This window comes from Bacillus cereus group sp. MYBK220-1, assembly GCF_051916445.1.
GTDB lineage: Bacteria > Bacillota > Bacilli > Bacillales > Bacillaceae_G > Bacillus_A > Bacillus_A cereus.
In genome coordinates this window covers 356,415-380,688 of sequence record NZ_JBQAGQ010000001.1, presented here as the reverse complement: position 1 = coordinate 380,688, position 24,274 = coordinate 356,415, and the positions used below count along the sequence as shown (strand labels likewise).

The window sequence follows — 24,274 nt, the reverse complement described above, 5'->3', positions numbered from 1 at the left end:
TTTTCACGGATATAAAAATATAAGGTGTTATATAAGCGACCTATACACTTCACGTAATCATTCAATACCCATAATATATCGAATAAATTAACAAATGTACATACATACGCATTAAAAATGAATAAATAGGGTCATTTTTTACATTTATTTAATGATAAATTGATAGGACATTATACTGGTAAATGCGCTTCGTATATTCCTTTAATCAATTAAAATCCTCCACCTTTTAAAAAGAATGTAAAATCAAATAAAAGTATGAAAGTACATACTACTTTAGTAGTAATAGTAATCAATTATATTTCAATTCAAATTCATCTCCCGCTGATTAAAGTTTCACTTTATATGATTAGAGAATTCTTTTTATTTAAGAAGGAATAAATGTTAAAGAAAGCTAATTAAACAGTGTACATATTTATAGGGGAGAAGATATAAATGAAAGTTGTTATAAAAAAATTACCACCATTAGAAGTAGCGTATATAAGACGAACTGGTAGCTACTTTGAACCGCAAGATCACTGGGGAAAGTTACTGAATTGGTCAATTGAAAATAAACTGTATCCACCAGAGCAATCATTTATCGGAATATCATTGGATAATCCTGAACTTGTTGCAAGTCATAAGTGCCGGCATGATGCATGTATTACGATTCCTGAAAACTTCGATAAAGAAAAGTATCATACTGTGCAATTTAAAAGATTAGATGGAGGTACATATGGTCTATTCCAGTTCTATGATGAACCTCATAAATTAAGTGAAGCGTATCAATACATGTATGCAGAGTGGCTACCAAATAGTGAGTATGATGCAGATTATGATAGAGATAATTTAGAGTTTTGCTTAAATAATGTTGCTGAAGATCTAGAAGGAAAGTTAAAGGTTGATTTATTTGTGCCAATTAAAAATATATATAAAACAAATAACTTCATTTGTGGTTTTAAAATGAAATTGGAATAGTAGTGAAAGAAAATCTTTTTTCGAAGATAATATTTCTAGCGTAGAAATTTAAGTATGTAGGCTGCAATGAAAGGAGAATCCACATGGATACAATTGTAAATGACAAGTTTTATGAAACGAGAAATCAATTAGTTGAGGAAATTACTTTGTTGAGTAATGCTCAATTTAATAGGAAACCAGATAAGGATAAATGGAGTATTGCACAAGTTTGTCATCATTTAGTTTTATTAGATGAGAGAGTGATAACAGTTATTTCGTCAGGATTAAAAAAGTTAGATAGTACCCAAAATGAGCGTAAAGAAATTCACACTATTTTATTAGATAGAACGAAAAAGTTTATAGCTCCAGAAATGATTGAACCAAGTATAGAACCATTTGAAGTGCAGCAAATGCTCAATATGCTAAGCAAATCAAGAAAAGAATTGATGCGTTTCCTGAGTACAATAGAAGATGAGTCTGTATTAGCGAAAAAATCAGTGATGCATCCAGCTCTTGGAGAATTGCCCCTTGATCAGTGGATAGAACTGATCTATTTGCATGAACAGCGTCATATGTTACAAATCAAAGAGATAAAATTGCTTTGTGAAATTGAAAAGTAAAAATTATTCCCTATTTATTATCGATACGTATTATAAACAGGGAAAACGGTTGATTCTTATTGATTCAGAAGAAACCAAAAATAGAATGAAATTAGTTGAAAGTAACCAATAAGCTTAAGAAAATATGAAACTATCCGATTTTCTGTATAAGTGTAACCCCCGTCTTAAATGAAGAGCGGGGTTATTTTTTTGAAAGTGTTTTTATTTAGAAGGAGATAAATCAGTAACGAAATTCAAAAAATTAATCATCATAACATATTGTATATGCCCGTTTTAATAAATTGAAATGATGATTTTTATGATGATAAATGATATGTCCTTATTTTGAAAGTACACTTCACACTCTTAAGAAAGGGGTATTCTGTCAGGAAATGATAAAATACAATTCTGTTAGAGGATGTATGCAATTTATTCTCTTTATTTTTGCAACAGAACCACCTTCAAAATTATCTTTTGTAGTTGAAGTTTCCTGAATAATAAGTTACATTTTTAAAGTTCAAGCAACTTTATGAAATTACAAAAAGGGGAGAAATATTATTATTATGCAAAAAATGAAATGGAAGAACTTTGTATGTTACTTTGTAATTCTATTACTGCTTGGAACAGCAGTAATAGTCAAACCACCTATCTCTAAGGCTGAGGAATCTGAAGTTAATATCACATTGTTAGGTACTGCAGATATTCATGGTAGATTTATGCCTTGGGATTATGCGCTTGATGGAGCAAATATGAGTGGAAGTTTGACACAGCTTTATACGGTTATAAAGAAGGTCCGTCAAGAAAATCCAAATACCATATTAGTAGATGCCGGGGATACAATTCAAGGAAACTCAGTAGAATTATTCAACGATAAGCCACAATCGCCAATGATGGTAGCGATGAATACAATGGGATATGACGCCTGGGCATTTGGAAATCATGAATTCAACTTTGGATTAGATACATTGAAAAAAGTTAGTGAGCAATATAAGGGGAAAACGTTAGCAGGAAATATTTATAAGGAAAATGGAGAGCGCTTTCTTCCTGCATATACAATTGTAGAAAAAGGTGGAATTAAAGTTGGGATTATTGGTATGAATACACCAATGATTAGTGATTTTGAAAAAGGGACAGATCACTTAAATGGTTTAGTGGTGAAAAATCCGGTAGAAGAGACGAAAAAGGCAATTAAGGAATTAGAAGGTAAAGTAGATGTAATGGTAGGAGTTATGCATATGGGATTAGAAAATGAGAATGGTATCCCTGGTACTGGTGTTCAAGATATTGCAAATGCTTGTCCGGAACTAAGCGCTATTTTTGCGGCTCACATGCATAAACTTGTAAAAAAAGAAGTTGTAAATGGCGTAATTATTACAGAACCAGATAAATATGGAACACATATTTCACGTATTGACCTTACTTTTACAAAGCAAGATGGGAAGTTGGCTTTAAAAAATAAAACTGCTACCGCTATACCTGTAAAAAATGCTGATGGAACAACGATATTATCTGATCCTACACTTGAAGAAACATTAACACCTTTTCACGAATATGCGAGAGGAGATGCAAATGTTGTAGTGGCTCAATTAAAGGGTAGAAATCTTGTTCCTGAAAATGAAATAAAGGGTATTCCAAGTGTTCAGATTCAAGAAACACCTTTATCAGATTTCTTTCATGAAGTCATGCTCTACTACAGTAAAGCAGATGTAGTAGCCCATCAAATTGATAATGATTATGCCCGTTTAGATATAGGTCCTATTAAGAAAAAAGATATTGCGTACAATTACCAATATGCCTTGGGAGAAATTACAGTATATAAGATTTCTGGAAAAGATTTAAAAGACTATATGGAATGGGCAGCAGGATATTTTAACTCATCTCGTGCCGGAGATGTAACCGTTAGCTTTGATAAAACCCGCCGTGCCTCTAAATACAGTACGAACGATTTCTTTGGAGGCGTAAAATACGAAATTGACTTAACAAAACCATATGGAAGTAGAATTACAAATTTACGCTCTATTCGTACAAACAAACCAATCAAAATGAGCGATGCTATGACGCTGGGAATGAATGCATATAGAATGGAGGCTCTTCAGGCAAAAGGAGGAGCTTTAGAGGGGCGTAAGTTTGAACAAATTTGGTCATCTAAACAAGAGAATGCATTTGGAGAAACAGGTGGGACCATTCGTAACCTTGCTATTACATATTTAAAAGAGGTAAAGAACGGTGTATACACGCCAAAAGTTATGCGTAATTGGAAAATTACTGGTGTAGATTTACATTCTTCAGAGCATAAGGCGGTAGTTGATCTTGTGAATAAAGGGATTTTAGAAATTCCAAAAACAGAAGACGGAAAATACACAAATATAGCATCTATAAATACGAAAGACTCAATTTCAAAAGAAGAGATTATATTACTCTCACAAAAAGCAAATATTAATCCAAATCAGTTTAATCATGTAAAGACAAAAGGTGAATTTTACAAAAAACTTAGTAGGATTACTAAAAAAATATAAATTATAAAATTTCTTATAGTAATTGTTATTTTAATAGCATGAAACCCACTCTTAAAATAGTTAAGAGTGGGTTTTTATGTTGTTATTTAGATATAAGTATACTTTTATTAGAATGAATATAGATAATTAATAACTAACCAATTGGATGAGCGTCTTAGGGAGCTCTTTTTTATTGAAATTAATGCATTTATATGAGTTGTTCTTTAATTGTAGCATCATCCTTAATTTATGTAATTTTGCATAATGTTACATAAATTGTGTATTTTCTCTTTTTTTAGACATTAATAGACAGTATACTTTGTACAAGCTTTCTATTTCAAAAATTATACGAGGTGAAATAATGAAAAACAAAAAGACATTAACTAAGGTAGCATTAACAACAGGATTAGCTTTAACAGCTGTGGCACCATATGGGGTAGGTCATGCAGAGGAAACAGATCAACTACAAGTTCAAATTCAGGAGGAATCGTTCCGTTCGGGTGAACTTACACAGCCGTCACAAAAGGCACCAGAAAATGTAGTAAAGGATGCACTTAAGGAGAAAACAGAACAAGCTCTGTCCCAAAAACAAGTCAATGGAGAAGCAGGAGTAGATTATAAAGTCCTTCAAAAACGTGGTTCGTATGATGGAACTACACTTGTGCGTATGCAGCAAACATACGAAGGAAAAGAAGTATATGGACATCAATTAACTGCACACGTAGATAATAAGGGTGTTATTAAAAGTGTTTCAGGCGATAGCGCGCAAAATTTAAAACAAGAAGAATTGAAAAAAACTATTAATCTATCAAAAGATGAAGCAAAACAATATATTTATACGAAATACGGGAACGATATCAAGTTTATTTCTGAGCCAGAAGTTAAAGAGGTTATTTTTGTTGATGAAAATAATGGACAAGCTAGCAATGCATACCAAGTTACCTTCGAAGCTGCAACACCAAACTATGTTTCTGGTACTTATTTAGTAAATGCACAAAATGGTGATATGTTAAAAAATATGGTAAAAGAATCTAACTTAAAAGCAAGTGAAAAACTAGTTGGAGCCTTAAAGAAAAGTAAACAAAGCAGCCTTACATCATTAACGGGAACAGGAAAAGATGATTTAGGTATTAATCGTTCATTTGGTATCTCTAAACAAAGTAATGGCAAATATGCTCTTGCTGATTATACAAGAGGGCAAGGCATTGAAACATATGATGTGAATTACAGAGATATTACTAAAGAAGAAAGCTATTATCCTGGTACATTAGCGACAAGTACTTCGGCAACATTTAACGATCCAAAAGCAGTAAGTGCTCATTACTTAGCAACAAAAGTATTTGATTTTTATAAAGATAAATACAAGCGTAATAGCTTTGATAATAAGGGACAAAAGGTAGTTTCAGTTGTACACGCTTGGGATTCTGAAGAGACGAATGATCCGAAAAATTGGCAGAATGCATTAAGTGCTAATAATGGAAGTATGCTTGTATATGGCGATCCTATTGTTAAAGCATATGACGTAGCTGGACATGAATTTACACATGCTGTTACTTCTAGCGAATCTAATCTTGAATATTACGGGGAATCCGGTGCGATTAATGAGGCGCTATCTGATATTATGGGAACATCTATTGAGAAATACGTAAATAATGGAAACTTTAACTGGACAATGGGAGAACAAACGGGATCTGTTTTCCGTGATATGGAAAACCCAGCTTCTGTGCCATCTTCACTTGGAGTGCCTTATCCAGATGATTACAGTGAATTTAACGATTTTAATGGATGGGATCAAGGCGGTGTTCATTTTAATTCAAGTATTATTAATAAAGTTGCGTATCTGATTGCAAAAGGCGGAACTCATAACGGAGTAACTGTTAAAGGAATTGGTGAAGATAAAATGTTTGATATTTTCTATTATGCAAATACAGATGAGTTAAACATGACTTCTAATTTCAAAGAATTGAGATCAGCATGTATTCGAGTGGCAACTAATAAATATGGTGCGAATACAGCTGAAGTTCAAGCAGTTCAAAAAGCATTTGATGCAGCAAAAATTAAGTAATTTAGAAATATAGTTATCATTCATATATTAATACATTATGAAAAACAGCTAATGTCATTTTAAGGATATTAGCTGTTTTTTACGTAGCAATGTATTATTGAAAATAAACTGACTAAGCAATAATGAGGCACTTTACCTGTAAGAAGTTGTGACAAATAAATAAGGTTTAAAATATATAAAAACAGAAAATTAATAATATATTGACCTCTTGATAGAAAGTCTATAAAATGAAAGCGATAACAAACGATTGCTTTAAAATGATTTCCCTGATCTTTTAGCATTTACAAACATATGAAGGCATAAACAAATCTATTTTTTTAAGTACTAATGCAAACGTTTTCGTATTAAAAGGTCATTGAAATACATACGTAAAAATAGCCAATATGGAGGTGAAGTAAAAGAGATTTCTAGATTAATTTAAGCAGTGTTATGTAGTGAAAGCATAATAAATCGTTAGTAATATTTGAAGAAAGGGTGTATGTGGTGCAAATTATAAAAAGATTAATTAACAAAACAGTTTTATTACTTACTTTAATCGTTATGTTATCATCTGTTTTCTCCTTTCAGAGTGTGAAGGCAGTTTCAAATTCGAAAACAACTGAAATTATCATTCATTACAAAGAAAAGCTTGGAAATACAAAAGACTGGAATCTTTGGTTATGGGGAGAAAATGCAAATGGTACATCTTATGAATTTACTGGTGAAGATGAATTTGGAAAATACGCTAAGATAAAAACAGACGGTGACTATAATCGTGTAGGATTTATAGTTCGAACAAATGAATGGGAAAAAGATGGTGGGGATCGTTGGATTGAAAATATAAAGGACGGTCGTGCTGAAGTATGGATTCTTTCGGGTGATGAAAAAGTATATAATTCTAAGCCATCATCGGATCTCTCAATTCAAAAAGCAACTATTGATAGTTTCCATGAAATTACTGTAACGACTAATGTCCCGTTTCATATTAAGGAAAAGAAAATTGAAATTGAAGGCATTAAAATTAAGAATATTACTCCTTATGATATAAACAGTGGAGATATTACTAATAAGGTCAAAATAATTACGGAACAGAAAATTGATTTAAAACAAACATACAAAGTTAAAATAGAAAACTTAGCTGATACGAATACTGAAATTGGTAAAGTCATTCGTAGCGAAGAATTTGATAATTTATTTTATTATGGTGGTAACGATTTAGGAAATACATATACTCCGCAACATACAAAGTTTCGTTTATGGGCTCCTACTGCAAGCGAAGCGAAGTTAGTTACATATAAAAACTGGAACGATAAAATAGGTGCTGAAATAAACATGCAACAAGGTGAAAAGGGAACTTGGACAGCAGAACTAAAGGGGAACCAAAAAGGGCTCTTTTATACGTATAAGGTCAAAATTGGTGATAAGTGGACTGAAGCGGTTGATCCATATGTGCGTGCTGCTTCTGTAAATGGGGATAAAGGTGCAGTCGTTAATTTAGAAGAAACAAATCCGAAAAAATGGAAAGCAAACAAAAAGCCAAAATTTAAAAATCCGGAAGATGCTATTATTTATGAGTTACATGTACGCGATCTTTCCATTCAATCTGAAAGTGGTATTAAACAGAAAGGGAAGTATTTAGGTGTAACAGAAAAAGGAACAAAAGGGCCAGAAGGTGTAAAAACAGGACTTGATCATATAAAGGATCTTGGTGTTACTCACGTTCAGTTTTTACCGATATTTGATTATGCTTCTGTAAATGAAGAGACTTTAAATGAACCGCAATATAACTGGGGATATGATCCTAAAAATTTCAATGTTCCAGAAGGCTCCTATTCTACAAATCCTTATGAGCCGACTGTGCGAATAACTGAATTAAAGCAAATGGTTCAAACACTACATGATAATAATCTTCGAGTGGTGATGGATGTAGTATATAACCATATGTATAACGCTGCTGAATCTAATTTCCATAAGTTAGTTCCAGGTTATTATTATCGTTACAATGAAGATGGAACATTTGCAAATGGAACTGGAGTAGGAAATGATACTGCTTCAGAAAGAAAAATGATGAGGAAATTTATGATAGATTCCGTCACATATTGGGCAAAAGAATACAATTTAGATGGATTCCGTTTTGATTTAATGGGTATTCATGATTATGAAACGATGAATGAAATACGTAAAGCTGTTAATCAAATTGACCCTTCTATTATACTACACGGAGAAGGATGGGATTTAAATACACCTCTTGCAGCTGAGCTGAAAGCAAATCAAAAAAATGCAGAGAAAATGAAAGGGATTGCTCATTTTAACGATAATATACGTGATGGGTTAAAAGGTAGTGTATTTGAGGAAAAAGAAAATGGTTTTATAAATGGAAAGGAAAACATGGAAGATCGTATTAAAAAAGGTATTACGGCAGGTATTGACTACGATACAAATTCGTCTACCTATCAAGATCCAGAGCAGGTGCTAACTTATGTGGAAGCACATGACAATCATACATTATGGGATAAACTTGAGTTAACTAATCCAGGTGACAGCGATGAAGTGCGAACACAAATGCACAAATTGTCTTCTTCGATTTTATTAACATCACAAGGAATTCCATTTTTACATGCAGGGCAAGAGTTTATGCGGACGAAATACGGTGATCATAATAGTTACAAATCTCCAGACTCAATTAACCAGATGGATTGGCTGCGCCGTGCAACGTTTAATAATGAAGTAGATTATATGAAGGGTTTAATAGAATTACGCAAAAAGTACTCAGCTTTTCGAATGACATCTGCAGAGCAAATAAAAACACACGTATCATTTATTGATGCTCCAAAAAATACTGTAGCTTATATAATAGAGGGGAATAAACATGAATACTTTACAGTGGCTCACAATGCAAATAGAGAAGCTGTTGAAATAACACTTCCATCGAAAGGGCCTTGGAAAGTACTAGTAGATGGCAAGCAGGCGGGAAGTAAACTACTTTATGTTGTCCATGACAATAAAATTAAAGTTCCTGCATTAAGTTCATTTGTCTTAAAAACAGAGAAACCGATTAAATAAAAGCGAAGAATGTGGAAATAAATACTGCATTGAGCAAATTTAACAAGGATTGCAAATGAAAAAAGCGAAGTGAAGATTATTCTCACTTCGCTTTTAAAGTTAATGTAATATAATTTCACATACTGTAATTATATTACAATTTAATAAAAGAAATAAGCAATAGATTATTTCTTTTATGACAGTAGGAGGAGAAGATATCTTTGAGTTTATTTATAAAATTACCTGAAATACATTCGTAATTCATATAATGTTTATTATATATTCGAACATATAACGAACTAGATGTTCGAGTTGTATTAACTCCTACAAATCGTTTAAAAATAACAAAGGCGTAAAAAGTATATGGAATTAAAATAGAGAAAAGACACCATTCAAGGTGTCTTTTCTCTATTTTGAATATGAAATGTAAGTAACTCGATTGTATGTAATAGTATGTGATATTTTCACACTAACTGATTAAGAAAAATTTAAAACTCTTTTCTTAATCTATTTGTAATAAATTACATCATAAAATTTTATCGATATAATAAATAAAACTTTCTCAACATTATTTGATTTAATAACTATATTCAACCGCTCTCCAATCCATTACAATAATTTCACATTGGAAATACATGAATATTCTCAATGTTACAAATGGTTTATACCTTATAGGATTACTATGGGAAAGGATGTGAAATATCCAAAAAGAAATCATTTTTTATGATGAAATAAAAAATTTTAATGAAGAAAAAGTTATTTCATTATTTTCAAGTTTCGTTAAAGTGCATGTATTTATAATCACTATGAGACAAGGAGCAGAATCCGAAAAAATTTTTGTAAATTAGAAAATTGCATTTCAAAAATAAGTTAAATGTTTATGGAGGGTTATATGAGCGAGAAAATTTATTACTGGTCTCCGATTAAGCATTGGGAGAAGTTGCATAATGAAGTTTTGATAGGGGAAATGAGATTTACAGGTATTCTGTCTGAGTGGTTTCCAGATTTTTATTTTATGGCTCAAAAAGGTGTGAAAATTAGTGAACTAGTAGAGCGCTTTTCGTTAGGAAATGTAGAAGAGACACAAAAAAACATAGAGCTCATGATAAAAAATCGTGTGTTAGTAAGTAATATATTACACCCAAGAGAAGTATTTTCTTCACAAGAAAAGATTTTTTCAAATCCATATAGCAACCAGATTCGCTTTTCTAAAGAAAAGTTAGATAAGTATATGAGTAAACAATTAAATCGCACGCACGTTGCTGCACGGTCGACCGAAATTCAACTTGAAACAACAAATGAGCTACCTACTATAATCAAGGAACGTAGGTCTTGTCGTCAATTTGATATGGAAAAACATATTAGTTTTTCGGAATTTTCCCGATTCTTATCAACTCTAAAACAGGTTAGGGAAGAAAAAATATACTATCATTACGCAAGTGCAGGCGGGCTCTATCCCATTGATATCTTTGTTTATGTAAAACCAAAACGTATAGAGGATATGAAAGCTGGATTTTATTATTATAACCCATCAAAAAATAGTCTTGTGATTGTAAACAACATTGATCAAGTAATCAAAAGTGATCATGAGTTAATTAATCAGGATTTATTTACTCAATCTGCCTTCTCAGTTTATTTGGTTTATAATGCGAACGCTTCCATCCCGAAATACGGTTCAGATGGATATTTATTTGCTTGTATTGAGTCAGGCATTATCACTGCTACCTTAAATATGGTTGCTGAGACATTAAATTTAGGGGTTTGTTCAGTCGGTCATATGAAATTTGAAGATATTCAGCAATTTTTATGTTTGGATAATCATCAAGTGTTTCTTCATGGGCTTGAAGTTGGCTTGAAAATTAACGAGTAGAAGAAATGAATATTAGGGGGATAAAGATAAAAATGCACATTAAAGATCGAAGTTCGATTCATGAAAATAAAGAAGTAGAAGCGTTTTGGAAGGAGCAATTATCTTCCGAGATTCTCGATTTTTCTGTATTTAAATTTAATAACGATTACCAACTAAATAAAGAAACACCTTGTGAATACGTTCAAGTCATAGTGAATGTAGAATTTAGTAAAAGTATACAAAAAATAAGTAAGTCTCAAGATTTATTATTATTTAGCTGGTTTCAAGCCGCTTTAAGGGTTTGTTTGGCACATTATACAGATCAAGAAAGAATTACTATTGGTATTCCTATAATTGAAAAGAATCTTGAACAAAGTGAGAATCTTAATAAGTTGATTCCTTTAGGAAGTGAAATCCAGCCGCATCACACCTTTAAACAATTAGTAAATGAGATTGAACAAACGACTTTATTCGGGTATGAAAATCAGGAGTATCCGCTCTCTGAATTATTAGTTAAACACAATTTAACTCCTTTTCAAATTGTAATCGGGATGGAAGGATTACATAATGAAAATTCGCTAGAAGAATACGCAGAGAATAATTTAGCCCTATGGATACGAAGAAAATGGAATGAAATACATAATGAATTTGAATTTCAAATTTCTTGCAAGTCCCGTTCATTCTCTTCTTTGCAACAGTTTGCCAATTCGTATTGTTATGTTTTAAAGCAAGTTTCACAAAATCCGAATTTGGCATTGAAAGATATTTGTATTATTGCAGAAGAAGAAAAAGAGTTGTTAGAAGGATTGAATACTTTTCAAACGGGCATAGACTTGTTTCAATCATTTCAAGATTTGTTTGAAGCGCAAGTATTAAAAACTCCAGATCAAATTGCTGTTGTTTGTAATGATCAATCTTTGACATATAGAGAATTGAATAAGAAAGCGAATCAATTGGCTTCTATTCTTCAAAGTAAAGGTGTTTCAAAAGAAAGTATTATTGGCGTTATGGTAGATCGGTCATTAGAAATGATTATTGGTATGATGGGGATTTTAAAAGCAGGAGCAGCGTATTTACCAATCGACCCTAACTACCCAACTGAACGAATTGAATATATGTTACAAGATAGTCAAGCAAAATATTTACTTAGTAAGCGAACAGAGGAAGTATTGCCACAATTTGCAGGTGAAGTACTGTATCTTGATAAAGAATATCTTTTTCAAGGTGAAGAAAGTAATTTAGTACGAGAACATAATCCTAATGATTTAGCTTATGTTATTTACACATCAGGATCGACAGGAAATCCAAAAGGGGTAATGATAGAACAAAAATCGCTAGTTCATTTTTTAAATGTAATGAGAGAAAAAGTAAAAGCTAATCAATCATTCTTGTTTCTTGCTAGTGTATCTTTTGATATTTCCTTGTTAGAAATATGTCTTCCTTTAACGCAAGGTTCAAAAGTAGTAATTGCTACAGAGGACCAGTTTGCAACAAAAGAATTGGCTCATTTGGTCAAAAAACATAAGGTGGATTTATGGGAATCAACGCCATCGCGAATGGAAGTGATTTTGAGTGATCCAGAAGGGGCGATTTTTCTAAAAGATTTAAAATCTATTTTATTAGCAGGAGAATCATTTTCCATTGATTTGGTTGAAAAAATTCGTTGTATCAGTGAAGCAACAATTTTAAATATTTATGGTCCCACAGAAACAACCATTTGCGCAACAGTAAAAGACTTGAGCACTTCCAAAGAAGTTACGATTGGCAAACCTAACCCGAATTATCATTCCTATATATTGAATAAGTATGGCCAATTAAAACCATTTGGAATTCCCGGTGAACTCTGCATTGCTGGCGTAGCGGTAGCACGAGGGTATCTTGGTAAAAATAAACTGACAGATGAAAAGTTTGTACCGAGTCCTTTTGCGGCAGGGGAAATGATGTATCATACAGGTGATCTCGTTCGTTGGTTGCCTAATGGAGAACTTGAATATTTAGGTAGAATGGATCATCAAGTGAAAATTCGGGGGTATCGGATTGAATTAAGAGAAATCGAAACTCAATTAAGGGAATATCCAGAAATAAACCAGGCTATCGTTGTTGATCAAGTGTATGGAAATAGGAAATTATTAGCTGCCTACTATGTATCGGATAACAAGGTGTCTTTTGATGAAATCAGAAAATATTTAAGTGATAAATTACCTGAGTTTATGATTCCTGAAAAAATGATTCAGGTAGAAGAGATTCCATTGAATCCAAATGGAAAAGTGGATAGAAAAAGATTGTTGGATATAACACAAACGGATTATGTATCAATTCCATACGTTGCTCCGCGCAATGAAATTGAACAAAAATTAGTGCGTGCATGGGAAAAAGTTATGGAGATCGAGGGAATCGGTATTCATGATAATTTTTTTGCATTAAAAGGAGAATCTATTAAAGCACTTCAGGTAATTAATTTATTAAGAAAAGACGGCTTAAAAATAAGTACAACAGATTTTTTTAAGCACCCCACAATCGCTCAACTGAGTTCTTGTGTAAAGCTAGAGCATAAAGAGGAAAACCTTGAAAGTAGACCAACTCATGTTAAAGATTTGTCTAAGCCATTTTCCTTAACAGAAGTTCAGACAGCGTATATGATAGGACGGAATTCACAGTTTGAATTAAGTGGTATTTCCCCTCAAACATATTTTGAATATGAAACAGCTTTGGATATCAATCGTCTTTCAAAAAGTTTTCAAAAGGTAATTCATCGTCATCCAATGTTGCGAGCTGTAATTTTACCAGAGGGAAAACAGCAAATATTACAAAGCGTTCCTGATTACGAGATTGAAATAGTGAGTCTCATAGATTTAGATGATAGGAATCAACATGCTCGCTTACAAGAAGAGCGTTCTCGAATGACTAACCATGTATTCCCTTTGGGGCAATGGCCTTTGTTTGAATTGAAAGCTTTTCTTTTAAAAGAAGACACGTATTTATTATGTTTTCGATACGATGCTTTATTAATGGACGGAGCAAGCATGAACATTGTTGGACAGGATTTGTTGCATTATTATTATAAACCAAATCAAAAATTAGAATCTTTATCTTTTGATTTTCAAGATTATATGTTTATCTATGATGAAATGGAACAAAGCGAAGAATATAAAACAGCAAAAGATTATTGGACAAGTAAGCTTCCTGACTTTCCGTTTGCACCTTCTTTGCTGTTAAAAAAGGATCCAGCAGAGATTGCTACTCCTAAATTCCAATCACTTACAAAAATCCTGGATAATAAAAAATGGACAAAGCTACGAAAGTTAGCACAAGAGAAAGAGGTAACGCCTTCCGCTCTACTTTGTACAATATATGGTGATGTGTTGGCATATTGGAGTAATCAACGTCGATTAGCAATTAACTTGACTGTATTTAACCGTTATCCTGTTCATGATGAAGTAGAACAGATTGTTGGAGATTTCACATCACTTATTTTATTGGATGTTGATGTAAAACCAGAGCAAACTTTCTTTACTAGAGTAAAAGAAACGCAAGCTACTTTATTAGATGGCCTTGAACATCGTCATTACGATGGAGTTAACTTTATTCGAGATTTTACTCGATATCATCAAATGACGCCAAAAGCAGTTATGCCAATCGTTTTCACCTCGATGTTAGCAGGTGCAGGTGCTTTCTCTTGGGAACAACTTGGTTCTCTTCGCTATATTCATGCTCGGACTCCACAAGTGTATTTGGATAATGTAGTAATTGAAAAAAATGGAGAGTTATTAATTAGCTGGAACTATGTTGAAGAGTTGTTTGATGTTGATGTAATAGAAGCAATGTTTTCCCAATTTGTTGACTTATTGGAACAATTGGTGAAACAAAGCGATATAACATCTTTGCAGATGAAAGAATCGGATCAAACTTTAATTAAGCAATACAATGAAACAACAGAAAAAATACCTTCAACTACTCTGTATCAATTATTTACAGACCAAGTAAAACGTACACCGGATGAAGTAGCAGTGGTATTTGAACAAGAATGGTTAACATACTCGGAACTTCATAAACGTTCTAATCAAATTGCCCACTTCTTAAAAGAGCAAGGTATTGGTCTAGGTGACAAAGTGGGTCTTTTAGCAAAAAGGCGAGTTGACACAATTGTTAATATGTTAGGTATTTTAAAATCAGGTGCCGCTTATGTTCCGATTGATCCCGATCATCCTTTAGATCGCCAAACATATATTTTAAAAAATAGCTCATGCAAGCTTTTATTAGAACCTAGTCTTTATGAAGAAAATCATTTGTCATTTTATACAACAGAAGATATGCCCGCTATTGCTGGTCCAGAAGATATTGCCTATATTATATATACTTCAGGAAGTACAGGAAAACCAAAAGGAGTAATTATTACTCACCAAGCGGTTACAAATACTATTCAAGACATAAATCAAAAATATGAGGTGAATGAAGATGATCGTATTATTGGTATCTCTTCCATGTGTTTTGACCTATCTGTATACGATATTTTCGGAGCTTTAAGCACAGGTGCAATGTTAGTAATGATTCGTGATCCGAGAGACATGCAAGAATTAATCCGCACTGTCGAACGTAGAGGGATTACAATTTGGAATACAGTGCCTGCAATCATGGATTTGGCATTGGAGCAAGTAGGTTCTCATTTTGAATATCCTTCTTTACGTTTAGTTTTACATAGTGGAGATTGGATTCCGCTTTCTTTACCAGAAAAAATAAAACGACATTTTCCGATTGCAGAAGTAGCCTCACTAGGAGGGGCAACAGAAGCATCGATTTGGTCAATTTATTATCCGGTCAAACAGGTGGAATCACATTGGAATAGTATTCCATACGGGATGCCCTTGGCAAACCAAACGTATTATGTGTTGAACTATGAAAAGAAAATGTGCCCTGTTGGTGTAATTGGAGATTTATATATCGGGGGAGTGGGCCTTGCTAAAGGATATTTAAATGATGAAAAGAAAACAAATGAAGCGTTTGTGTCACATCCTGATTTTGGTCTTATATATAAAACAGGGGATTGTGGAAAAATGCATTCTGAGGGATATATTGAATTTTTAGGCCGCCAAGATTACCAAGTGAAAATTCAGGGATATCGAGTAGAGTTAGAAGAAATCTCTCATTGTCTTCTAACTTATAAACAAGTCGAACATGCTGTCGTAATTGATCAAACAGATGAGAACGGAATAAAATTTTTAGTTGCATATGTGGTAACTGAGCAAAATATTAGTACAACAGAACTACGAAAGCATTTGCAAGATCACTTGCCAGATTATATGATTCCTTCTTATTTTGTTTATTTGGACCAATTACCCCTGACTCCAAACGGTAAATTAGATAGAAAAGCGCTCCCTACTCCGGAGAAACAAAAAAATGAAGTATTTATTGCCCCAAAAACTGAAATGGAAAAAATATTAACTAGTATTTGGCAAGAAGTACTCAAAATAGATCAAGTTGGAGTAAATGATCATTTCTTCGCCTTAGGTGGAGATTCGATAAAAGCGATTCAAGTGTCCGTCAGACTGTATCGACAAGGATTCGAGCTTGAACCAAAAAATATATTTTCATTTCCTATATTAAGGGACATGGTTCAATTTGTTAAAAAGCTAGACCAGTTTTCAAGTTCACAAACAAATGATGTAAACATAATGAACGATAATAAAGCTACATTACTAAATGTTAAAGATAAACAACTTAATCAACATACACTTAACAAAATACAAGAAAAAATGCCGGATATAAAAATAGAACGTATTTACCCGTTAGCACCTTTCCAGGAAGTTATTTATGAGCATGCTACGAATGAACCTGATACAAATGCATATTTTGAACAAACAATTTGGGCACTTGAGGGGGAGCTGGATATTAAACTCTTTATTCAGTGTTTCCAACAATTAGTTGATCGTCATGATGCTTTAAGAACAATAATTGTGCAAGATGAACAAGCAAAACCTTGGCAAGCTGTTCTATATGATGTTCAAATAAATTCAGAAATAAAAAACTTGATTGAGATGACGAAACAAGAACAGCAAGAATTCCTAAAACAGTGGATGAATGAAAATTTAAGTCGAGGATTTAAAAATGATGAACTTATGACACGTCTCTGTATATTCCAACTAGGTAATAACGAGCATAAAGTAATTTGGAGTTCCCATCATCTATTATGTGATGGTTGGAGCGTCAGCATTTTGATAGACGAATTATTCCAGCTCTACGAAACTACAAATGCCGGAACTACGGCGGGGTTACCCATGGTAAAACCTTTTGAAACATTTATAGATTGGACTTTGGCACAAGATCATGAGAAAGCACGTCATTTTTGGCGAGATTATTTATCAGGATACAATCAGAAAATTAGTATTCCTAAAAAGAAAGTCCCATCTAAAAGTGAAGGGTTAAACTTCACTTTTATGGATTTAACATTAGACAAGGATTTGACTGATCAGTTACAGACATTTGTAACTAAAAATAATATAACTATGAATACGGCATTACTAGCTGTATGGGGAATATTGCTTGGCAAATTCAACGGAACGAGAGAAGTAGTATTGCCTAACCTAGTATCAGTCAGACCCCCCGAAGTAGAAGGAATTGAAAATATGTTCGGTCTGTTCACAAATGTTTTGCCTATCCGATTAGCATGGACAGAAACGCAATCTTTTGTGGACTTCCTGCAAAAGGTACAACTAGAGACATTGAAATGTAATGAGTATGCATACTATTCATTTGTTGATATACAAAAGCAAAGTGAATTAAAAACTGAGTTGACTGACCATCTTTGGGTTTTTGAAAACTATCCAACTAATCCAGCAATCTTTTCTTCAAATGAAAACAGACATTTTGCTATCACGGATTACGAAGTTGTTGATGAGCCACATGTAAAGTATGGAATTATGTGCTTCCCTGAAGAAAGACTTACAATAAAGTTTGGATATGATCAAACGGTATATGAAACAGAGAAAATACAGGAAATATTAAATCACATCCAGGGGTTAATCAACACGATTCTTCAAAATCCAATACAAACAATTTGTGATTACAAATTATAAAAAATGAAAAGGCGAGCAAAAACTCGCCTTTTTAAATAGAATAGGAGTAAATCAAATGACAAAAAAATTACAGTTATCAGCCGAAGAAATGCGTCAGTTAGGATATCAAGCGGTTGACTTAATTGTTGATCATATGAATCATTTAAAAAGTAAACCAGTTTCAGAAACGATTGATAGTAATATTTTTAGAGACAAGCTAATTGAAACGATTCCGGAAAACGGATCTAATCCAAAAGAATTACTTCATTTTCTTAATAACAATGTGTTTAATCAAATTACTCATGTGGATCATCCTCATTTTATGGCTTTTGTGCCAGGTCCTAATAATTATGTTGGTGTATTAGCAGATTTTTTAGCAAGTGGGTTTAATGTATTTCCTACAGCTTGGATAGTAGGTGCAGGTGCCGAACAAATTGAATTAACGACAATTAACTGGTTAAAATCAATGCTAGGATTCCCTGATTCAGCTGAAGGATTATTTGTCAGTGGTGGTTCCATGGCTAATTTGACTGCACTTACTGTAGCGAGACAGGTCAAGCTGAATAATGACATAGAAAATGCGATTGTTTATTTTTCTAACCAAACTCATTTTTCTGTAGATCGAGCACTTAAAGTATTAGGTTTTAAACAGCATCAAATTTGCCGAATTGAGACAGATGAAGACTTAAAAATTTCAGTTAGTACTTTAAGAAAACAAATAAAAGAAGATCGATTAAAAGGGAAAAAACCATTCTGTGTTATTGCTAATGCAGGGACAACGAATTGCGGAGCGGTGGACTCCCTCGATGAATTGGCTGATGTATGTGGTGATGAAGATATATGGCTACACGTGGATGGGGCTTATGGGGCTGCAGCAATTCTCAGTGAAAAAGGAAGGGAGTTATTAAGTGGAATTCATCGTGCCGATTCTTTAACGTTAGACCCGCATAAATGGCTTTTTCAGCCTTATGATGTTGGTTGTGTACTTATTCGAAATAGCCAATATTTAAGTGAAACATTCCGTATGATCCCAGAGTATATTAAGGATACAGAAACTAATATAGAAGAAAAAGTGAATTTTGGGGAGCGTGGAATTGAACTTTCTCGTAGATTTAGAGCATTAAAGGTATGGCTTTCTTTTAAAGCATTCGGAGTTACAGCTTTTCGTGAGGCAATTGATCATGGCATTATGCTAGCTGAACAAGTTGAAGAGTTTTTAAGGAAAGAAAAAGATTGGGAAGTAGTAACACCTGCCCAATTAGGAATTGTTACTTTTCGTTATATTCCATGTGAGCTAACATCTACAGATACAATTCATGAAATAAACAAAAAATTGGTGGAAGAAATTAATCAAAGAGGATTTGCTATGCTAAGTACGACTAAATTAAAAGAAAAAGTAGTAATTCGACTTTGCTCTATCAACCCAAGAACAACAAAAGAAGAAATACTTCAAATCATGATGAACATAAAAGCATTAGCAGAGGAAATAAACACATCGCCTAAACATCTTATATCTGTTTCTCAACCTTGATATATTAGGCGGATTTTACATATTAATAGCCGATTCTTATTTAGAATCGGCTATTATATTTAAATGATAAATACATATATACTATTTATAAGTGTTTCTCTTGTAATGGGATTAAGCCTCAACCTTGGATACTCGTTTGAAACCAGTCTTTATTGCTTGTACTATTTCGTTCACAGCATAAATAGATACATCGGCATTTGGATTTAACCCTTCAAACCAGTGATAGGCATTTGGATATAAATGAAACTCCACATCAACACCAGCTTGTGCTAGTTTGCTTACATAGGTTAATGTTTCGCTGCGGAATGGATCTAATTGACCAACAAATGTGTAAGTATACGGTAAGTCACTATAATCCTCAGCTCGAGAAGGTGCTGCATAGGCAGGGATTTGATCCGTTCCATACATTTCTCCTAAATACATTTTCCAGCCGGCTTCATTTGCCTTTTGGTTCCAAACAAATCCCTCTTTAATTTCATTCGCTGAAGGTGTATCATTTCTGTCATCAATCATTGGATATAGTGGCATTTGTAAACAAATTGAAGGATATTTTCGATCTCGTGCTAATAATGATAATGCTGCTGTTAGTCCACCGCCAGCGCTTACTCCTGCAACCCCAATTCGATTCGAATCAATGTTTAATGACTTTGCATTATCAGCAATCCATTTTAAAGCTGAATAACAATCCTCAATTGGTGCTGGGTAAGGGTGTTCAGGTGCTAAGCGGTAGTCTACAGACACGACCACACAGCTAGCTTCTTTTGCAAACCTCATACAAGTATCATCGTTATCATCTATAGACCCTAAGATATAACCTCCACCATGTATCCATAATAAGACAGGTAAAGATTCATGATTTGATTTTGGACGATAAATTCGTAATGGTAACGGATTATCATCAGGCCCAACAATGACTTTATCTGTTAAAGAAAGAGAGTCATCAACAACGGTAGGTGGTCTCATTTGAGCTATTCCTTCTCTGATTGATTGCAAATTTTCTGGGCGTAAATCGAGATCCGGAAACATCTCTAACCCTTGTAATAATTCTGGATTTACTCTAGTTTTCATTTTAGCACCTCTATTTGTAATTGTTTTCAAATAAATGAAGTGTATTCTAAGTAGTTTAATTGTGAAAGAACACCACAATTAAATTGTAAATTGGATATGTTATAACGGTCAACAGAATATTCGGAAATTAAAACCTTTCTCAAGAAGGAGTTTCATGCAATCAATAATACAAGTAGTGGATTTAAGAGCAAAGAGGTTTAATGTCGTTGTAATTATGTACATTAGAAAAATTTCTTTTTGAGTCTAGAAAAGGATTAGATTCTTTTCTAGACTCATGAAGAATTATGAAAAGCAAAATTTTATAGATGGTTATCTTAAAAATAAACAAAGAGAGAAGAATTAACCAATGTTCTTCTCTCTTTTTCATATGTAATTAGGGTATCCATAACTGTAAATACGGATGGTATAGATTAATGGATGAATAATTTATTTTTAAATTAATAACGTAATACATAAAGATTTTTGTATGTAATATTGCATATACAGGGACCACTGGTGAAAATGCTGAGCAATGTTTTTCCATATGGTAAATTAGTTCCTTAGTTATTTATTTCATTTTCAATCGTGTAAGGCTTGGGGCTAAGATTTACAAAGGTGACTAGTAAAAAATATAACAATACAAGTATAAGATTTTGTACTTAGTAATCTCGCGATTTAAGGCATGACATTGGATAAGTGTGGGGAGTTCAATCGATTTTGAATAAAATCAATAGTATCAGTTGCAATTTTTTTACGTTTAAGAACGATCCCGGCATGCCCGCATGTATAAATATATCGTGGAGGTCTTTCCCAAGATTCCCACAAGTAGTCTGTATCCTCAGAATGCACATATAGATCATGCTTACCTGAAATTAATAAAATATTTTCTTTTTTTACTTTTGGCAATGCTTGACTCGGTTCAGTGATTTTCCAATAATCTATTAAATCATCATACGTAACACCATGATGTTCCAAGTCTTCTCTAATAAATTTACCTGGAGTTGTATTCCAAATCGAATAAGAAAGTCGATTTGCATAGAAAATGGATGCTAACACATCAATTTCTTCTTCAACAAGAGAGGTTAAGTTAGTAATAAATCCGCCTAAACTAATTCCTATTAGAATCAGGGGCCCCTTTTTATTTGCTTTAATCCATTTAATCAAAGCTCGTAAATCAGCTACCGCTTGTCTAGTTGCTTGTAATGTTCGTTCAATATTTGCACTTACCATATACTCTCCACTGAATAAGGATTGATCGGGTTTTCTTTCAAAATGATAGGGTAGAGTGAAATAATACATACTCCACTTCAGGCTGGTCATATGATCGTGGAATATTTTTTTCACACGTTCGTTAGAATCCATTCTCCAACCGTGGACAAAGATAACATGAGGTGCATTTTCATTTTTATGTAAGAATAATTCCCCAGTTACAGAGTCGTTGTGTGAATCACCGGATTGAATCGAACTTTTATAGTTGAATTGCCCAACCATGTATTCATTTTCCTGCTTTGAATGCTTAATGTCAAAATGAAAATGTGATGGTTTTACTTTATAAAAAGATTCTATGTTCTTTATATTTAATGAAGTGTTAGAAAGGGAAGTAAACTGAAACGCTACACTTCTTTTTTTGTGTAAATCATATAAGGCGTACCGATCAATGAGTTTTGAAAAAATCAAATTAACCTCCTCCAAAATACATATTGTTTAAAACATAGACAAAATTTATGTTTTAAATTAATTAGGAAATATTCTCTTTTCCTAATAGTAGGTGCTTGAATTATAAAAATAGGTGATAAATTTTCATATTATATTATAAAGCTTACAATAAATAATTTATACTAAAATTTAAGAAGTAAGTTAATATTATTATCCTTATAAAAGAATGTTAACTTGCTTCTTTTCTTATTAAAAGCTGTAATTTCTATGAAGAACAACTTACAATTCCCATATAGATATTCACAAATTGGTTCTCTATATTTATTGTATAGAAATTATACAATAAATATATTTTTTATGTTACATACATTAAATCAAGCTTAACCTCTCTTTTCTATAAGTCTCTTAAATTGACTAACTCCTTACCGAAATTCAAAAACGACTGTGTTTTTGAATTTGTGTTCTAGCTTTTCTGGAACAGGTAAATAACTACACATAAACTCCTTATATCTCTAGTTAAACTACCGATTAGCTCCATATAAACTCTAGATAACCTATATAGAATACAAGTTATCAAGGAGGTAAGAAAAATGAATTTTATGAAACGAGCAATTCTCAGTATGAAAAAAAGGATAGGAACATCATTAATTTTGATGGCAGTTTTTCTGATTGTTACAAATTTGGTTCTTTCAGGTTTCACAATCCAAAATGCATCAAAAAAAGCAGCGGATGCTGCAAGAAAAAAACTTGGTGCAGATGTTACTTTAGGTCTTGATTTCGACAAAATAGGTCAAAAAGCTAAGGAAACTGGAGAAATGCCAAATCCGCCGCAGCTCGATGCAAAAGAAACAGATCAATTAGCGAAGTCCAAGTATGTAAAAGATTATAATTACATAGCTAACACTTTCGGTATTTCTGATGGGCTTAAACTAGTAGGAGCTTCAGAAGGAGAAGAAGAAGGAAAAGGTAAAGTGGGAATGACGGCTGCGCGAGGCGGTTCAAGCTCTGGTACAGAAATAGATATGAATGCTTCTTTTATGATTGAGGGAGTTCGCAAGACTGCATTACAAGAAAGCTTTAAAAACGGAAAAAGTAAAATCATTGATGGAAAACCAATAACAGAGCAAATGAAAGATCAGAATGTAGCTTTAATGGAAAAACGATTAGCGGAATTAAACAATTTGAAAGTAGGAGACAAAGTTAAAGTACAATCAGGGGATAAGAAGGAAACTCTTGAGGTTGAAATTATCGGCATTTACGAAACAAATGAGCAAGCAATGGGTCAACAGGCTCCTCCTATTATGGATCCAGCTAATAAACTATATATGCCGCATTCAACTATGAAAAAATTAGAAGTAGACCAAGGTATAAGTAGTGGTCAAGTCGTGTATTTCTTGAATGATCCACAATATATTGATGCATTTAAAAAAGAAGCAAAAAAATCTAACATTGATTTTAATTATTATAAATTAGATGCGCATGATTCATTGTACAAGCAAATGATTGGTCCTATCGAAAATATCTCTTCGACTTCTCAAATGATTATTTATATTGTATCGATTGCAGGTGCGATCATTTTAGGATTAATCATTATGCTATCAATTAAAGGGCGTCGTAAAGAAATGGGAATTCTATTGTCTATTGGAGAGAAAAAGTGGAAACTGATGGCGCAATTCGTAGTAGAAGTAGTGTGTGTCGCTATTTTAGCATTTGGATTATCCATAACAACAGGAGCTAAAGTTTCTCAATATATCGGGGATAATTTACTTTCGAATGAAATTGCTACTGCAAGCGAAGAAACAGATACTTCGCAACATGGTACTGTAATGATGGCTGGACCCGGTGGTACTCTACAAAATCAAAAAGAAGATCCAATTGATAAAATTGATGTAAGTGTAACAGGAGAAGATGTAGGAAAAATGGGTGGAATTGGACTAGCTATTGCTATAATAGCAACGCTTCTTCCAGCATTATCTATTCTACGTTTAAACCCAAAACAAATTCTTTTAAAAGATGAATGAGGAGGCTC

The 24,274-nt window shown here is 33.0% G+C and carries 11 protein-coding genes; 9 read left to right on the top strand and 2 right to left on the bottom strand.

What is annotated here, in order from left to right:
• Nucleotides 1-432 precede the first annotated feature (432 nt).
• From ACTFRU_RS01860 to ACTFRU_RS01825, 8 genes are all read left to right on the top strand, one after another.
• A complete protein-coding gene (locus tag ACTFRU_RS01860; RefSeq protein ID WP_166695082.1) occupies nt 433-954 on the top strand; it encodes an AraC family transcriptional regulator in 522 nt (173 codons plus the stop codon).
• A gap of 83 nt (nt 955-1,037) precedes the next feature.
• Nucleotides 1,038-1,553, top strand: a complete 516-nt coding sequence (locus ACTFRU_RS01855; protein ID WP_025709449.1) for a DinB family protein — start codon at nt 1,038-1,040, stop codon at nt 1,551-1,553.
• Between the two features lie 542 nt (nt 1,554-2,095).
• Nucleotides 2,096-4,048, top strand: a complete 1,953-nt coding sequence (locus ACTFRU_RS01850) for a bifunctional metallophosphatase/5'-nucleotidase (protein ID WP_001171052.1) — start codon at nt 2,096-2,098, stop codon at nt 4,046-4,048.
• Nucleotides 4,049-4,388: 340 nt separating this feature from the next.
• On the top strand, nt 4,389-6,092 hold the full coding sequence (locus ACTFRU_RS01845) for a M4 family metallopeptidase (RefSeq protein WP_000791448.1): 1,704 nt from the start codon (nt 4,389-4,391) through the stop codon (nt 6,090-6,092).
• Between the two features lie 483 nt (nt 6,093-6,575).
• Nucleotides 6,576-9,134, top strand: a complete 2,559-nt coding sequence (gene pulA / locus ACTFRU_RS01840; protein WP_290102513.1) for a type I pullulanase — start codon at nt 6,576-6,578, stop codon at nt 9,132-9,134.
• Between the two features lie 871 nt (nt 9,135-10,005).
• Entirely contained in the window at nt 10,006-10,983 is a 978-nt protein-coding gene (locus ACTFRU_RS01835; protein WP_016122625.1) for a SagB/ThcOx family dehydrogenase, read from the top strand.
• Nucleotides 10,984-11,015: 32 nt separating this feature from the next.
• On the top strand, nt 11,016-18,032 hold the full coding sequence (locus ACTFRU_RS01830) for an amino acid adenylation domain-containing protein (protein ID WP_440037425.1): 7,017 nt from the start codon (nt 11,016-11,018) through the stop codon (nt 18,030-18,032).
• Between the two features lie 55 nt (nt 18,033-18,087).
• The gene (locus tag ACTFRU_RS01825; protein WP_000162820.1) at nt 18,088-19,542 is read left to right on the top strand and encodes a pyridoxal phosphate-dependent decarboxylase family protein; all 1,455 of its coding nucleotides are present in this window, start codon (nt 18,088-18,090) and stop codon (nt 19,540-19,542) included.
• Between the two features lie 111 nt (nt 19,543-19,653).
• On the opposite strand, the gene ACTFRU_RS01820 is transcribed toward ACTFRU_RS01825, so the two are convergent.
• Nucleotides 19,654-20,610, bottom strand: a complete 957-nt coding sequence (locus tag ACTFRU_RS01820; RefSeq protein WP_000857943.1) for an alpha/beta hydrolase — start codon at nt 20,608-20,610, stop codon at nt 19,654-19,656.
• Nucleotides 20,611-21,264: 654 nt separating this feature from the next.
• On the bottom strand, nt 21,265-22,266 hold the full coding sequence (locus tag ACTFRU_RS01815; RefSeq protein ID WP_086411705.1) for an alpha/beta hydrolase: 1,002 nt from the start codon (nt 22,264-22,266) through the stop codon (nt 21,265-21,267).
• A 569-nt stretch (nt 22,267-22,835) separates the two neighbouring features.
• Here ACTFRU_RS01815 and ACTFRU_RS01810 point away from each other — a divergent pair.
• Nucleotides 22,836-24,266: an ABC transporter permease gene (locus ACTFRU_RS01810; RefSeq protein WP_049108024.1), complete on the top strand. Its 1,431-nt coding sequence runs from the start codon at nt 22,836-22,838 to the stop codon at nt 24,264-24,266.
• Nucleotides 24,267-24,274 lie beyond the last annotated feature (8 nt).